12 protein-coding genes are annotated in these 15,004 nt (G+C 64.1%); 5 read left to right on the top strand and 7 right to left on the bottom strand.

Features of this window, described 5'->3' with window-relative positions; genetic code table 11:
• Positions 1 to 45: 45 nt before the first annotated feature.
• Entirely contained in the window at positions 46 to 309 is a 264-nt protein-coding gene (locus DM373_RS19430) for a type B 50S ribosomal protein L31 (RefSeq protein WP_110995121.1), read from the bottom strand.
• Between the two features lie 180 nt (positions 310 to 489).
• On the opposite strand from DM373_RS19430, the gene DM373_RS19425 reads away from it, so the two are divergent.
• Positions 490 to 2,109, top strand: coding sequence for an FMN-binding glutamate synthase family protein (locus tag DM373_RS19425; RefSeq protein WP_110995120.1), 1,620 nt, complete (start codon positions 490 to 492; stop codon positions 2,107 to 2,109).
• Here the strand turns inward: DM373_RS19425 and DM373_RS19420 are convergent.
• From DM373_RS19420 to DM373_RS19405, 4 genes are all read right to left on the bottom strand, one after another.
• Positions 2,043 to 3,719, bottom strand: a complete 1,677-nt coding sequence (locus DM373_RS19420; protein WP_110995119.1) for a glycosyltransferase family 39 protein — start codon at positions 3,717 to 3,719, stop codon at positions 2,043 to 2,045. The two genes, DM373_RS19425 and DM373_RS19420, sit on opposite strands and share 67 nt — an antisense overlap.
• Positions 3,716 to 4,681 (bottom strand): glycosyltransferase family 2 protein, encoded by a 966-nt coding sequence (locus tag DM373_RS19415; RefSeq protein ID WP_110995118.1) that lies wholly within the window; start codon positions 4,679 to 4,681, stop codon positions 3,716 to 3,718. Before DM373_RS19415 ends, DM373_RS19420 begins: the two co-directional genes overlap by 4 nt.
• Positions 4,666 to 5,052: a GtrA family protein gene (locus tag DM373_RS19410; protein ID WP_110995117.1), complete on the bottom strand. Its 387-nt coding sequence runs from the start codon at positions 5,050 to 5,052 to the stop codon at positions 4,666 to 4,668. Before DM373_RS19410 ends, DM373_RS19415 begins: the two co-directional genes overlap by 16 nt.
• Positions 5,053 to 5,223: 171 nt before the next feature.
• Positions 5,224 to 6,642 (bottom strand): amino acid permease, encoded by a 1,419-nt coding sequence (locus tag DM373_RS19405; protein ID WP_110995116.1) that lies wholly within the window; start codon positions 6,640 to 6,642, stop codon positions 5,224 to 5,226.
• Positions 6,643 to 7,065: 423 nt separating this feature from the next.
• Here DM373_RS19405 and DM373_RS19400 point away from each other — a divergent pair, with 423 nt between their 5' ends.
• The 3 genes from DM373_RS19400 to DM373_RS19390 all read left to right on the top strand — a co-directional run bounded on the left by DM373_RS19400 (position 7,066) and on the right by DM373_RS19390 (position 11,596).
• Positions 7,066 to 10,212 carry a transglycosylase domain-containing protein gene (locus DM373_RS19400; protein ID WP_110995115.1) on the top strand — a complete coding sequence of 1,049 codons (3,147 nt, stop codon included), beginning with the start codon at positions 7,066 to 7,068 and terminating at the stop codon, positions 10,210 to 10,212.
• Between the two features lie 89 nt (positions 10,213 to 10,301).
• On the top strand, positions 10,302 to 10,838 hold the full coding sequence (locus DM373_RS19395) for a PadR family transcriptional regulator (RefSeq protein ID WP_110995114.1): 537 nt from the start codon (positions 10,302 to 10,304) through the stop codon (positions 10,836 to 10,838).
• Positions 10,835 to 11,596: a siderophore-interacting protein gene (locus tag DM373_RS19390; RefSeq protein ID WP_110995113.1), complete on the top strand. Its 762-nt coding sequence runs from the start codon at positions 10,835 to 10,837 to the stop codon at positions 11,594 to 11,596. The genes DM373_RS19395 and DM373_RS19390 overlap by 4 nt, the downstream gene beginning before the upstream one ends.
• Positions 11,597 to 11,743: 147 nt before the next feature.
• On the opposite strand, the gene DM373_RS19385 is transcribed toward DM373_RS19390, so the two are convergent.
• Both DM373_RS19385 and DM373_RS19380 read right to left on the bottom strand, forming a co-directional pair.
• Complete coding sequence (locus DM373_RS19385; protein ID WP_110995112.1) at positions 11,744 to 12,370, bottom strand: Pr6Pr family membrane protein; 627 nt, start codon at positions 12,368 to 12,370, stop codon at positions 11,744 to 11,746.
• Complete coding sequence (locus DM373_RS19380; RefSeq protein ID WP_110995111.1) at positions 12,370 to 12,591, bottom strand: VF530 family protein; 222 nt, start codon at positions 12,589 to 12,591, stop codon at positions 12,370 to 12,372. Before DM373_RS19380 ends, DM373_RS19385 begins: the two co-directional genes overlap by 1 nt.
• Positions 12,592 to 12,874: 283 nt before the next feature.
• On the opposite strand from DM373_RS19380, the gene DM373_RS19375 reads away from it, so the two are divergent.
• Positions 12,875 to 14,917: a TonB-dependent receptor gene (locus tag DM373_RS19375; protein ID WP_110995110.1), complete on the top strand. Its 2,043-nt coding sequence runs from the start codon at positions 12,875 to 12,877 to the stop codon at positions 14,915 to 14,917.
• The last annotated feature ends 87 nt before the right edge of the window (positions 14,918 to 15,004 follow it).

Raw genomic sequence — 15,004 nt, 5'->3', positions numbered from 1 at the left:
CCACGACGACCCGTGGGAGCGGGCTTGCCCCGCGATGGCAGTCGGCTATTGCCCGGTCTTCCCGGAAAACCCGGCAAAGCGCTTGTTGAACCCGGCCACCCGCCCTTCCACCGTGGTCTTGCGCTGCTGCCCGGTGTACACCGGGTGCGAAGCGCTGGACACATCCAGCGCCACGTAGGGGTAGGTCTGGCCATCGCTGTGCTGCTGGGTGCGATCGGTATCGACGGTCGATCCGATCAGAAAGTACACATCGGCAGCGGTGTCATGGAACAGCACGGTGCGGTATGCGGGGTGGATGCCTGCTTTCATGGTGGGTACTCCTCGAGCTCAAAGTGATACTTTATAACATATACTATCGAGAATGATTTTCGATACCCGTATTTTCATTTTTCCTGCGCCGCCCCAGGCTGGCCTTGGGCCGGCCAGCGGGCTATGGTCGGGGTTCGCCCCAGGCCCTGAGCCTGACCGAGCCATTCGCAAGGACCCCGTATGAGCCTGTCACTTCTCAGTCGCTACGCCTTCTTCGCCGCCTGCGTGCTGTTCACCCTCGCCAGCCTGCCGTTGCTCCACCATGAGTGGTTGTGGCCGTTCACCCTGGCCACCGGGGTGCTCAGCCTGATCGGTGTGTTCGACCTGCTGCAGCAGCGCCACGCGGTACGCCGCAACTACCCGATCCTCGGTAACATCCGCTACCTGGTCGAAGCCATCCGCCCGGAAATCCGCCAATACCTGCTGGAGTCCGACAGCGATGCCCTGCCGTTCTCCCGTGCCCAGCGCTCGCTGGTCTATGCCCGGGCCAAGAACGAAGCCTCGGACAAACCCTTCGGCACGCTGATTGATGTGTACGAATCCGGTTTCGAATTCATCGGTCACTCGATGCGCCCGGCGCCCTTGGCCGACCCGGCCAGTTTCCGCGTCACCGTGGGCGGCCCGCAGTGCACCCAGCCGTACTCGGCGTCGATCTTCAACATTTCGGCCATGAGCTTCGGTTCGCTCAGCGCCAACGCCATCCGCGCCCTGAACAAAGGCGCCAAGCTCGGCAATTTCGCCCACGACACCGGCGAAGGCAGCATCAGCCCCTACCACCGCGAGCACGGTGGCGACCTGACCTGGGAACTGGGCAGCGGCTATTTCGGCTGCCGCACCCCCGACGGGCGCTTCGACCCCGAGCGCTTCGCCGCCCAGGCGCAGAACCCGCAGGTGCGGATGATCGAGATCAAGATGAGCCAGGGTGCCAAACCCGGCCACGGCGGCATCCTGCCCAAGCACAAGGTCACCCAGGAAATCGCCGAGACCCGCGGCATCCTGATGGGCGAGGACTGCATCTCACCGTCGCGCCACAGCGCGTTTTCCACCCCTATCGAGATGATGCAGTTCATCGCCCAGCTGCGTGAGTTGTCCGGCGGCAAGCCGGTGGGCTTCAAGTTCTGCCTGGGCCACCCCTGGGAGTTCATGGGCATCGCCAAGGCCATGCTGGAAACCGGCATCCTCCCCGACTTCATCGTGGTCGATGGCAAGGAAGGCGGTACTGGCGCAGCGCCGGTGGAGTTCACCGACCATATCGGCGTGCCGCTGCGCGAGGGCCTGCTGTTCGTGCACAACACCCTGGTGGGCTTGAACCTGCGCGACAAGATCAAGCTCGGTGCCAGCGGCAAGATCGTCAGCGCCTTCGACATCGCCAGCGTGCTGGCGATTGGCGCCGACTGGGCCAACTCGGCGCGCGGCTTCATGTTCGCCATCGGCTGCATCCAGTCGCAGAGCTGCCATACCAACAAGTGCCCGACCGGGGTCGCGACCCAGGACGCCCTGCGTCAGCGGGCGCTGGTGGTGCCGGACAAGGCCCAGCGGGTGCTGAATTTCCATCACAACACCTTGCGCGCGCTGGCCGAGATGCTCGCGGCGGCGGGGTTGGAACACCCGGCGCAGCTGGAGGCCAAGCACCTGGTGCGACGCATTTCGGCGACCGAGATCAAGCTGTTCTCGCAGATGCATGTGTTCCTCAAGCCGGGGGAGTTGCTGACCGGCGAGGTGAATGGGCAGTTCTATTCGCGGATGTGGCAGTTGGCGCGGGCCGACAGCTTCGAGCCGCAAAGTGAGGTGGCGGCCTGATACAACGCCGCGCTGGGGGCTGGAGTGCCTGCACGCACTTCGCCCCCGGAGCCGGTATTCCCACTGTCGCGGCACAAGCCCGCCGGCTCCGGCAACGCAAACAGCAAGCCCTGTGCCTCTGAGCCATCGATGCGCGCCACTTGCCGCCAGCCCACCGGCCAATGCTGCCCCAAGGTTGACCCAGAGGCTACGCCCACCCACCAGACTCTGCCCGACTTCGCACAGAGTTGAGCCAGGTCGCTTAGGTACAGTTGCTCCGATCTGGGGTAGAGCAAAGTTGTCCAGCCATAGGTTGTCCGGGAGGCGCCTGAGTTGTCGCCTCTGAGGCCATCCTCATAGACCCGCGGTTCAAAGCCGGTTCTGTTGTAGTAGGCAGCGGTGTAGTACCAGAACAAGCCATCGACGACAATCACGTCTCCTGGCCTCCACTGGCTGTTGAGCTGCTCGAAAACCCTGTCCAGCCGTATGTTGCGCCAGTCTGGCCCGCCATTGATATTGCTCGCCCCGTCATACAGGCGAAGCAGACCCGCGCCTTCCAGTGACAGGCTCCCCAGGATCAACAGAGCGGCAAGGACCTTGCTCCGAGTGGCAACGCTTTGCAGTGCCACGGCCAGCAGAATGGGCAAGCCATTTGCGGCAAAGACGATGTAGCGGATCATGTACATCGGTATCAGATACGACCCCAGCCAAGCCACTATCGGCGGCAGGTAGCTGAACGCTGCCAGCAGGACTGCCGGCTTCGCGACTCGTCGTTGGCCGAGTGCGAAGGCAATGGTGGCGAGGCAGAACGTGATCGGGAGCGACCAGAACACAAAGGGCAGAAATGTGCTGTCACTGCCCAAGGTGAAAAACAGCCAGAATGTGGATGGCAGCGTCTGCGACGAAACAGCGGTGATCCAGCCAAATGAATCCACCATTGCCCGCTGCCGCAACAATGAGGGCAGCCATGGCAGGTAGGCGATCGCAACAGCCAGATTGCACAACCACCACGCCCGCGAAACCACCAGGCGTCGACCATCGACCCGAGGCAGCGTCACCAAGTACAGCCAATGCGCCATTGCGCCCAGCACGGCGAAGTAATGGCTGTACATCGCGGCACTGAGCAAGGCGGCGTAGCCGAAGAGGAAACCATGGCGTGATGGCGCTCGCACCCAGTTCAACAGCATCCAGGTGGCGGCCAGCAACAGCAGGCCCACCCAGGCATACATGCGGGCTTCCTGACTGTAGCGCACGGCAATCGGCAGCAGCGCGAGCAGCAGCCCGGCGAGCAGAGCGGTCGGGCGACTGCCCAACTGGCGCGTGATGAGCATCGCGACCGCGACACTCGCCACGCCACAGCAGACGCTCAAGCCGCGCACGGCCACCAGGCCATCGCCGAACACCGCCATCCAGTAGTGCAACAGCAGGTAGTGCAGAGGTGGGTGGACATCGCGTGCAGTGTGCAACAGGATCTGCATCGGCGACATGCGAGCAAGGATGACGGTAAACGCTTCATCGAGCCACAGCACGGGCCCATCGATCTGGTACAGCCTCGCCGCACAGGCGAGCAGCAGTACCCCCAAGCATGCTGCCCACCAGAATCCGTTCGAAAACTTCAGCAGCCGCATCATTCGACATCCTCGAACGACTGGATGGCTCCATTCGAAATCGGCCGGCGCAAGACGCGCTTGATCACATACCTTGGCCGATGCTTGGTCTCCATGTAGATGCGCCCGATGTACTCGCCAAGAATGCCTATGCCGATCAACTGCACGCCCCCGAGGAACAGCACTGCTGTCATCAGTGAGGGATAACCGGGCACCGGGTTGCCGTACAGCAGCTTGTCCAGCACCAGCACGACGGTATGCCCCAGCGCGAGCACGGCGATGGCCACACCGATATAGGTCCACAAACGCAGTGGCAGGGTGCTGAATGAAGTGATGCCGTCAAGCGCCAGGTTCCACAGTTTCCAGCCATTGAACCGGCTATGCCCTTGCCGGCGCTCGGCGCGGTCATATTCCACCACCGTTGTGCTGAAACCAGCCCAGGACAGCATCCCCTTCATGAACAACGGGTGCTCAGGCATCGACTTGATGACCTCCACCACCCTGCGATCGAGCAGGCGGAAGTCCCCCACGTTCGACTCGATGGGCACCTGCGAGATTCGCTTGAGAAGAAAGTAGAAACCCGCCGCGCTGCAGCGTTTCCAGTAACTGTCGTTTGAACGATCACGCCGCTTGGCCAGCACCACATCGAAGCCGGCACGCCAGAGTTCGATCAACTGCGGGATGACTTCCACGGGATCTTGCAGGTCGACATCAATGGGAATGACGGCATCGCCGCTGGCCTGATCCAGGCCAGCGAACAGGGCAGCTTCCTTGCCGAAGTTGCGCGACAGGTCGATCAGCAGCACATCGGGGTCGCTGGCGATCAGTTCGCGGATGCGGGCTTCGCTGGCGTCCTGACTGCCGTCATTGACGAACACCAGCTCGACCCGCGTGACCTCCGTGGCAAACACCCGGCGTACCGCGTCATAGAAGGGCCTTATGGCCTTCTCCTCATTGAACACCGGTACGATCAGCGAGATATCCATGAACGCCCATTCTGGAAAAGCCAGCGCGCATAGATGAAGCCCAGCACCAGGCTACACAGCGAGAACAGCACGTAGGTCAGCAACGCCGGCCAGGCCTCCCGGTCCCCCAGGTAACCCAGCGCGCCGCTCAAGCTGCCCATTGCGATGATGTACGCCACGTAGCGCCTGGCTGTCAGCCGCGCCCGGAAGGTGAAGCGGCCATTGGCCAGGAAAGAGAACGAAAGCGCGATGAAGAATGCCAGGACGTTGCTCAACACCTGGACGATGCCCATCCACAGGTGCAGCAGCGCGAAAGCCAGGCCGTGAATCAGCGTGTTGATGACGCCAATCGACAGATACCTGGCAAAGATCGTGAGCGAAACTCGAATCATTTCGCCGCCCTCCCGTGATGGTCCACTCTAGGAAGGCAGGCATGGACATGTCCACTGACAGAACTGTCAGTTGACAAGTCGTCGATAGGTACATCGGATGCGCATCGGCCGGAGGGTGCCCCTGCCCCGTTCAGCGATTGGGGCACCTTCCGGCGCTTGGAGCGCTGCCGATCAGTTCGACGCCGGTACCGGCGCCTGCGCCTCTTTCGGCGCCAGGCGGAAGCTGTAGTACAGCGCCGTCAGCAGCACCAGGAACGCCGGGCCAATGTACAGCGCCACGCGGGTCTCCTCGAAGTACGCCATCAGCCCCACCACCAGTACCAGGAACGCCAGCGCCAGGTACGAGCTCAGCGGCCACAGCCACATGCGGTACTTGAGCGCGTTGCGCTCGGCAGTGGACAGCCCGGCACGGAACTTGAGCTGCGCCAGCAGGATCATCACCCAGGTCCAGATCGCGCCGAAGGTGGCGATCGAGGTCACCCAGACGAACACCTTCTCCGGCACCAGGTAGTTGGCCAGCACGCCCAGCAGCAGCGCGCCGATCGACAGCAGCAGCGCATTGCGCGGCACGCCGCTCTTCGAGGTGCGGGCAAAGGTGGCCGGGGCCTGGCCGTTCTGCGCCAGGCTGTAGAGCATGCGCCCGGTGCTGAAGATGCCGCCGTTGCACGACGACAGCGCGGCGGTGATCACCACGAAGTTGATGATGCCGGCGGCGGTCTTGATGCCGAGGCGCTCGAAGGTCATCACGAACGGGCTGCCCTGGCTGCCGATTTCGTTCCACGGGTAGATCGACAGGATCACGAACAGCGCGCCCACGTAGAACAACAGGATGCGCCAGAACACCGAACCGATGGCCTGGGGGATGGTCTTCTGCGGGTTGCGCGCTTCGCCGGCGGTCAGGCCGATCATTTCCACGCCCAGGTAGGCGAACATCACCATCTGCAACGACATCAGCACGCCGGTCACGCCGTTGGGCATGAAGCCGCCGTTGCTCCACAGGTTGGAAATGCCCATGGCCACGCCGTCATTGCCGAAGCCGAACGCGATCACGCCGATGCCGCCGAGCACCATGGCAATGATGGTGACGATCTTGATCAGGGCAAACCAGAACTCGAACTCGCCGAACGCCTTGACCGCGATCAGGTTGATCGCGCCCATGCTGCCCAGGGCCATCAGCGCCCAGATCCAGCGCGGCACATCGGGGAACCAGATGCCCATGTAGATGGCCACTGCGGTGATTTCGGCAACGCAGGTCACCAGCCACAGGAACCAGTAGTTCCAGCCGGTCAGAAAGCCCGCCAGCGGGCCGAGGTAGTCTTGGGCGTAGCGGCTGAAGGAGCCTGCGACCGGGTTGTGCACGGCCATTTCGCCGAGGGCGCGCATGATCACCAGGATGGCCAGGCCACCGATGATGTAGGACAGCATGATGGCGGGGCCGGCCATTTCGATGGCCTTGGCCGAACCGAGGAACAGGCCGACGCCGATACAGGCGCCGAGGGCCATCAGACGGATGTGCCGTTCGCCCAGTTCGCGCTTGAGCGGGCCGCCTTGGGCGGACTCACCGTGGGCAGGATGGTTGCCGACTGGCATAGCAATACAACCTCATTTTGTTATTGGATTTGACCTTCGTGCAGCACCGGCCGCGCCGATAGGCGCAACGTCGTCTTGCCAGGCGGCCTTGTGGGCCGGCCTGTCTGCCGCGCGGGTTGCGGGCAGGGCGAAGGGGCCGAGCAGTATAGGAAGCCACATGCAGGGCTTTTCACTATATAAAGCAGGAAATTTGGCGAGAATTCTCGGCCATAACGCCCTTCACGGAGGGGCATCACCGCCCTTCAGTGCCCATGCACAGGAATGGGGCAGCTACCTTAGCAACATTGCCGAAGAATGGAAGTCGCACCAAAGGCGCATGTTCATACAGACACTTTCGAAGCCTCCTACAAATTTTTCACCAAAGCCGACCAACGTCTAAGCTTCAGACAAGCAACGCGAAAATACCTGGCCGGACTCAAGACTATGGGCGCACTGTGGCAATCGGAACCAAGCAGTACGGAAGCACCCAAAGCACCCCAGGCTGAAACCCCACCGCCAAAACCTGCGCGCCAGCGCCATCTGTGGTGGCGGTTGATCCTGCTGATCCTGATCGTCGCCATCGCGGCCGTGGGCTACGCCGCCTGGCAGGAGATCCAGACGTCGCGCCTGCAATCGCGCGAATTCAGCAAACTGGCCAGCACCCTCACCTACCAGCTCGACCCCGGCCCCAGCGACGCCATCGTCTACCCCGGTGACGGCCCCTTCGACAAACGCCTGGGCTACAGCGCCTTGGGCGAGTTCCTGCCGCGCCTGCTCAAGCGCGACTACCTGATCAACCAGCAGGTGCGCTTCTCCCCGGCGCTGATGAGCTATGCCGAGCATGGTCTGTTCGTGCCCTATGTCGAGAAGATCCAGGCCGGGCTGTCGATCACCGACTGCCGCGGCGACACCCTCTATCAGTACAACTACCCACAGCACCTGTACCCGAACTTCGCGGCGATCCCGCCGGTGATGGTCAACAGCCTGCTGTTCATCGAAAACCGCGAACTGCTCGACCCTGCGGACCCGAAGAGCAACCCGGCGGTGGACTGGCCGCGCTTCGCCAAGGCCGCCTACAGCCAGGTGGCCAAGTACCTGGCGCTGCCCGGCCAATCCGCCGGCGGCAGCACCCTGGCCACCCAGCTGGAAAAATACCGACATTCGCCGGACGGCCTGACCGTGTCCGGCGCCGAGAAGATCCGCCAGATGATTTCGGCCAGCGTGCGCGCCTACCAGGGCGGGCCGGACACCACCGAAGCGCGCGAACGCATCGTGCGCGACTACCTCAACAGTGTGCCACTGTCGGCGGTGCCCGGGCACGGTGAGGTGCATGGCATGGCCGAGGGCCTGCGCGTGTGGTACGGCGCCGATTTCGACCAGGTCAACCAAGCACTCGTTTCCACCGCCAGCGACGAGAAGAGCCTGGCCGAGCGCGGCCTGGCCCTGCGCCAGGTGCTGTCGCTGATGATTGCCCAGCGCCGGCCCTCGCATTACCTGTCCAAGGGCCGCCTGGAGCTTGCCGAGCTCACCGACGCGCACATCCGCGTGCTCGCCGCCAACGGCATCGTCGAGCGCCCGCTGGCCGACGCGGCCCTGGCCAGCAAGGCGGTGTACCGCGACTGGGTGGCCCAGCCGACCATCGTGCCGATCATCACTAACAAGGGCATCAGCCTGGCCCGCAACCGCCTGGCAGCCATGCTCAACCGCCCGCTGTACGACCTCGACCGCCTCGACCTGTCGGCCACCAGCACCCTGCAGGCCGACCTGAACATGCAGGTCAGCCAGTACCTGAAGAACCTCGCCGACCCGGCGTTCGCCGCGCAGATGGGCCTGATCGGCGAACGCCTGCTCACCAGCAAGACCACCGACCAGGTCAGCTACAGCTTCACCCTGTTCGAGCGCACCGGCGACGGCTCGCGGGTGCGGGTGCAGACCGACAGCACCAACCAGCCCTTCGACATCAACGAGGGCAGCAAGCTGGAACTGGGCTCCACCGCCAAGTTGCGCGTGCTGACCACCTACCTGGAAATCATCGCCGAGCTGCACGACAAGTACGCCGGCAAGCCGCCCGCCGAGCTGAAGAAGGTGCCGGTGGCCGAACTCGACCGCATCAGCCAGTGGTCGCTGGAATGGCTGATGCAGAACCAGAAGAACCAGAGCCTCGATGCCATGCTCGACGCGGCCCTGGAGCGCAAGTACTCGGCCAATACCGGCGAGGCGTTCTTCACCGGCGGCGGCATGCACGTGTTCAACAACTTCCGCAAGGAAGACAACAACCGCAACCCGACGCTCAAGGATGCCCTGCGCGAATCGATCAACCTGCCGTTCATTCGCCTGATGCGCGACCTGGTGCGCTACGTCACCTACCAGCAGCCGTTCAACCGCGAACCGCTGCTAAGGGACGACAGCGACCCACGGCGCCAGGAATACCTGGCGCGCTTCGCCGACCGCGAAGGCAGCAACTACATGATGCGATTCTGGAAGAAGTACCAGCGCAAGACCTCGCAACAGCGCCTGGATACCTTCCTCGACAGCATGCGCGTCACCCCGCAACGCCTGGCGGCGGTGCACCGCTACCTGTTCCCAGAATCGGGCCAGGAAACCTTCAACGCCTTTGTCAGGGCCCACAGCAAGGACGACAAGATCGCCATGGCCAAGCTCACCGACAGCCGCCTGGTGGAAATGTACGAAGCCTATGGGCCGGGCAAGTACGACCTGCCCGACCAGGGCTTTATCGCCAAGGTCCACCCGCTGGACCTGTGGATGCTCGGCTACCTGCTGAAGAACCCCGGCGCTTCGCTCAAGGACACCCTCAACGCCAGCCGTTTCGAGCGCCAGGAGGTGTACAGCTGGTTGTTCAAGAGCCGCCACCAGGGCGCCCGCGACAGCCGCATCCGCACCATGGTCGAGATCGAGGCGTTCCTCGACATCCACCAGCGCTGGAAGCGCGTGGGTTACCCATTCGACCATCTGGTGCCATCCCTGGCCACCGCCATCGGCAGCTCCGGCGACCGCCCGGCCGCGCTCTCCGAGCTGGTCGGCATCATCCAGAACGACGGCGTGCGCCTGCCGACCCTGCGCATCGACACCCTGCACTTCGCCCAGGGCACGCCTTACGAAACCCAGCTGCTCAGCGACCCCGACCGTGGCCAGCGGATCCTCCCGGTGGAGGTGGCCCGGGCGCTCAAGGGCGCGATGTCGCAGGTGGTGGACGCCGGTACTGCACGGCGCATCTCGGGCAGCTTCAAGCTGCACGACGGCACGCCGCTGGTGATGGGTGGCAAGACCGGCACCGGCGACAACCGCATCGAAAGCTTCGGCGCCGGTGGCCGGCTGATCGGCTCGCGCTCGCTCAACCGCACCGCCACCTTCGTGTTCTTCCTCGGCGACAACCACTTCGGCACCCTCACCGCCTTCGTGCCGGGGCGCACGGCCGAAGCCTTCACCTTCACTTCGGCACTGCCGGTGCAGGTGCTCAAGGGCATGGCGCCGATCCTCATGCCGTACCTGGAACCGAACAATCCCAATGCGTGCAAGGCACCGCAGGTGGCATTGCAACCGGCACAGCGCAATGACCTATCGAGCAACTAGATGATAATCATCTGCATTTGAAGGCTTGTCTTTAGATATATCTTGAGTAATATCTTGCGATATATCGAAACAGACGGAGCCCCTGCGCCATGCGCGATCATTCCTCCCATGACCCCTTCGAACGCCGCCCTGGCCGCGGCGAGCGCGGCCCGCGGGTATTCGCCCCGGGCGACCTGAAACTGCTGATGCTGTCGATGCTGGCCGAGCAGCCTGGCCATGGCTACGACCTGATCCGCCAGATCGAGAACCTGTTCGACGGCAGCTACTGCCCAAGCCCCGGCGTGATCTACCCAACCCTGAGCTACCTCGAAGAAGCCGAGCTGATCAGCGGCCAGATCCAGGGCAGCAAGCGCCTGTACGCCATCACCGATGCCGGTCGCAATGCCCTGGCCGAGCAAGCGGTCGCCCTCGACGGCGTGCGCATGCGCATCGAAGTGAGCAAACGTGCCCTGCGCGGCCATGACCGCCCCGCCGAAATCCATGAAGCCGTCGGCAACCTGCGCCACGCCCTGCACATGCACAGCGGCCGCTGGACGCCCGACGAGATCGAGCGGGTACGCACCCTGCTCAACGACACCGCCAAGGCCATCGCCTCCGGGCCGGCCGTTACGGAGAACACCCCATGAGCGACACCATTCATCGCGTCAACCATGAGATCCGCCAGCGCCGCCTTGTCGTGCTGCGGGTCACCGACCTGACGCCGCGCATGCGCCGCGTCACCCTCGGCGGCGCCGAGCTGGCCGGTTTCACCAGTGTCGGCACGGACGATCACATCAAGCTGCTGTTTGCCTGCACGCCCGAGGAGCAGGTGGCCATCGATGCGCGCAACCTGGGCCGCGACGGCGGCGCTCGGCCGACCATGCGCGAATACACGCCACGGCGCATCGACCTGGCGAACCTGGAACTGGACATCGATTTCGTCCTGCACGGCGACGGCCCGGCGTCGACCTGGGCCGCCCAGGCCGCGCCGGGGCAGACACTGGACATCGCCGGGCCACGCGCCTCGATGGTAGTGCCGGATATTTTCGACAGTTACCTGCTGATTGGCGATGAAACGGCGATCCCGGCCATTGCGCGGCGCCTGGAAGAGCTGCCGGCGGGGCGCCAGGTGCTGGCGGTGATCCAGATCGAAGATGAACAGGAACGCCAGCCACTGCCGAGCAAGGCGCAGGTCGAGGTGATCTGGGTGCGCCGGCATGCCGAAGACCTGCTGGAGCGGGTGAAACACCTGGCGTTGCCAGATGGCCGGTTGTACGGCTGGGTGGCGCTGGAGAAATCCCTGACCCGCCAGGCCAAGGCATTGCTGCTGGAAAAGGGCGTGCCGGACGATGCGCTCAAGGCTGCCGCCTACTGGCGCGCGGATGGTACAGCCGACGACGAATAAGGTTGCCAGTACTGCATTATCGCGGGGCAAGCCCGCTCCCACGCTGTGGACTACTCCTAAGGGGTGGATTGGTGTCCAACTTCTTGGAGGCAGTCCAAGGGTGTATCAGCGTGGAAGCGGGCTTGCCCCGCGATAACACCAACAATGTCATGAAGGCCTGCGCCACCGATCCAGCCCCAGCAATACCAACCCGATCCCCCAGAACCCCGCCAGCACCCCCAGGGCATTGACCATCACCTGCCCATACCCCAACCGCGCCACATCGATGAAGGGATACGGATAGACCCCGATTTCATGCCCGCGCAACAGCACGAACGCAAAATACAGCCCCGGATACAGCGCCCACAGCGCAAGGTGCCACAGCCGCAGTTGCCCCTTCGGCACTTCGAACCACCAATACAGGAAGAACAGCACCGGCATCACATCGTGCAGCAGCTCGTCCGCCAACCATTGCCAACCCTGGGGTTGCCAGAGGTGGCGCAACAGCAGGCTGTAGGCCAGGCCCACCAGCACGATGCTGGCGGCGATGCACGAACTGACCGCGGGTGAAAGGAACCAGCGCCTGGCCGCCGACTCGCGACCGAACGCGGCATGGCTCAATACCGTGGCCGCCAGGGTGTTGCTCAGCACGGTGAAAAAACAGAACAGGTTGACCAGCCCGCCAATCAGGCTGGCCTGCGCCTGCCAGCGCGCCCACAGCACCAGGTACAGCTGGATCGTCAGGCCCGCCCAGCCGAGCACGGCGGCGAGCGTCAGCCAGGGGCGGCGCGGCATCAGCCTTTGCGCTGCAGCTTCACATACAGCAGCTCGACCTTCTCCCGTGCCCAGGGCGTCTTGCGCAGGAAGGTCAGGCTCGACTTGATGGTCGGGTTGCTCTTGAAGCAGCGGATATCGACGCGCTCGGCCAGGCCCTGCCATTGGTAGTGCGCCACCAGCTCGGTGAGGATCTGCTCGAGGGTCTTGCCGTGCAGTGCATTGTGTTGGGCCGTGCTCATGCCAGTGCTCCAGGTTCGGGAAGGTGCGCACCTTACACGAGTGTAGAGGGGTATGCGCGCTCCCCGGGTAGGAGCGGCCTTGTGTCGCGAAAGGGCTGCAAAGCAGCCCCGGCGATTTGTGCCATGGCCACGATCCTGGGGCCGCTGCGCGCCCCTTTCGCGGCACAAGGCAGCTCCTACAGACAACCACGCCATTCCACAAAGTACTGGCCAGTACCGAACAGCTTGTGATGAAATGTTATAAAGTAACTATAAACATTTCTGCCAAGGAACGCCCCACCCCATGCGTCACATCCCCCTGCGCCTCTCCCCCCTCGCCGTCGCGCTGTGGCTGGCCTCGCCCGCAAGCCACGCCGTCGAGCTGCAACCCCAGGTGATCACCGCCAACCCGCTGGGCAACGCGCAACTGGCCGCCCCCAGCACCGTGCTCGAAGGCGACGCGCTGCTGCAACAGCAGCACGGCAGCCTGGGCGAAACCCTGAACAAGCAACCCGGCGTCGCCTCCACCTGGTTCGGCCCCGGCGCCAGCCGCCCGGTGATCCGTGGCCTGGACGGCGACCGTATCCGCATCCTGCGCAACGGCGTCGGCGCCCTGGACGCCTCGTCGCTGTCCTATGACCACGCCGTGCCGCTGGACCCGGTCACCGTCGAACGGGTCGAGATCGTTCGTGGCCCGGCCGCCCTGCTATACGGCGGCAACGCCATCGGCGGTGTGGTCAACACCTTCGACAACCGCATCCCCGACGCCCCCATCGACGGCATCCACGGCGCCGGTGAGCTGCGCTACGGCGGCGCCGACACCACCCGCAGCAGCGCCGGAAAGCTGGAAGCCGGCAACGGCGCCTTCGCCCTGCACCTGGATGCCAACAGCCGCCAGTTCAACGACCTGCGCATCCCCGGTTATGCGCGCAGCTCGAAGGTGCGCGACGCCGACGAGCCCGGCAGCAAGCATCGCCTGGAAAACAGCGACGGCCGCCAGGACGGTGGCGCAATCGGCGGCAGCTACCACTGGGACCACGGCTATACCGGCCTGTCCTACAGCCGCTACGACAGCAACTACGGCTCGGTGGCCGAGCCCGGTGTGCGCCTGGACATGCAACAGGACCACTACGGCTTCGCCTCGGAGCTGCGCGACCTCGACGGCCCGTTCAGCTCGGTCAAGCTCGATGCCGGTTACACCGACTACCAGCACCGCGAGATCGAAAGCGGCGAAGTGCATACCACCTTCAAGAACAAAGGCTACGAGGCACGCATCGAAGCGCGGCACCAGCCGCTCGGCCCGGTCGAGGGGGTGATCGGCGCACAGGTCAGCCGTAACGAATTCTCTGCCCTGGGTGAAGAAGCATTCGTCCCGCACACCGACACCGACAGCCTGGCGCTGTTCATGCTCGAACAATGGCAGGCCACCCAGCGCCTGAACCTGAGCCTGGGCGCCCGCCTGGAGCACACCCGCGTCGACCCCGATGCCAAGGGCAACGAAACTTTCGCCGCTGCTGATAGCGCCAGCAGCTTCAACGCCTTCAGCCTCTCTTCCGGCGCCGTCTACCAGCTCGACCCGGTGTGGGCGCTGGCCGCCAACCTGGGCTACACCGAGCGCGCCCCGACGTTCTACGAGCTGTACGCCAACGGCGCCCACGTCGCCACCGGCGCCTATGAAGTGGGTGACGCCAGCCTGAACAAAGAGAAGGCGATCTCCGGCGACCTGGCCCTGCGCTTCGACAATGGCACCCACAAGGGCAGCGTCGGCGTGTTCTACAGCCACTTTCGCAACTACATCGGCCTGATCGGTACCGGCAACCTGCGCGAGGGGCACGATCATGGCCATGACGAAGATCATGATCATGACCATGAGCACGAAGGCTTCCCCGAGTACCAGTACCAGGGCGTGCGTGCGCGCTTCTATGGCATCGAGGCCCAGGACCGTTGGCAGTTGCTGGAGAACCGCTACGGTAGTTTCGCCCTGGAGCTTTCGGGCGATTACACCCGGGCGAAGAACCTCGACAGCGGCGAGCCACTGCCGCGCATCGCGCCTTTGCGCCTGAACAGCGGGCTGGTGTGGGAACTGGATCGCTGGCAGGCGCGGGTCGACGTGCAGCATGCCGCTTCGCAGCACCGCAAACCGGCCAATGAAACCAGTACCGAGGGTTACACCACCCTGGGTGCCAGCCTTGGCTATCGCTTCGATATCGGCCAGAGCCAGTGGCTGGCCTTTGTGCGGGGGGAGAACCTGACCGACCAGACGGTGCGTTATGCCAGTTCGATCCTGCGGGATATCGCGCCGGCGCCCGGGCGTAGTGTGGAGGTTGGTTTGCGCACGACCTTCTAAGCCTATCGCGGGGCAAGCCCGCTCCCACAAATTGAACTGTGGGAGCGGGCTTGCCCCGCGATGGCCCCGACTGTTACCCCCTCAGCA

It is taken from the genome of Pseudomonas sichuanensis (assembly GCF_003231305.1).
GTDB lineage: Bacteria > Pseudomonadota > Gammaproteobacteria > Pseudomonadales > Pseudomonadaceae > Aquipseudomonas > Aquipseudomonas sichuanensis.
Note: the sequence above shows the minus strand (reverse complement) of the source record. Positions and strands in the feature narration are given on the sequence as shown.

Coding starts and splice junctions, on each gene's coding strand:
- DM373_RS19430 (WP_110995121.1), bottom strand. CDS start 309: ATGAAAGCAGGCATCCACCCCGCATACCGCACCGTGCTGTTCCATGAC.
- DM373_RS19425 (WP_110995120.1), top strand. CDS start 490: ATGAGCCTGTCACTTCTCAGTCGCTACGCCTTCTTCGCCGCCTGCGTG.
- DM373_RS19420 (WP_110995119.1), bottom strand. CDS start 3,719: ATGATGCGGCTGCTGAAGTTTTCGAACGGATTCTGGTGGGCAGCATGC.
- DM373_RS19415 (WP_110995118.1), bottom strand. CDS start 4,681: ATGGATATCTCGCTGATCGTACCGGTGTTCAATGAGGAGAAGGCCATA.
- DM373_RS19410 (WP_110995117.1), bottom strand. CDS start 5,052: ATGATTCGAGTTTCGCTCACGATCTTTGCCAGGTATCTGTCGATTGGC.
- DM373_RS19405 (WP_110995116.1), bottom strand. CDS start 6,642: ATGCCAGTCGGCAACCATCCTGCCCACGGTGAGTCCGCCCAAGGCGGC.
- DM373_RS19400 (WP_110995115.1), top strand. CDS start 7,066: ATGGGCGCACTGTGGCAATCGGAACCAAGCAGTACGGAAGCACCCAAA.
- DM373_RS19395 (WP_110995114.1), top strand. CDS start 10,302: ATGCGCGATCATTCCTCCCATGACCCCTTCGAACGCCGCCCTGGCCGC.
- DM373_RS19390 (WP_110995113.1), top strand. CDS start 10,835: ATGAGCGACACCATTCATCGCGTCAACCATGAGATCCGCCAGCGCCGC.
- DM373_RS19385 (WP_110995112.1), bottom strand. CDS start 12,370: ATGCCGCGCCGCCCCTGGCTGACGCTCGCCGCCGTGCTCGGCTGGGCG.
- DM373_RS19380 (WP_110995111.1), bottom strand. CDS start 12,591: ATGAGCACGGCCCAACACAATGCACTGCACGGCAAGACCCTCGAGCAG.
- DM373_RS19375 (WP_110995110.1), top strand. CDS start 12,875: ATGCGTCACATCCCCCTGCGCCTCTCCCCCCTCGCCGTCGCGCTGTGG.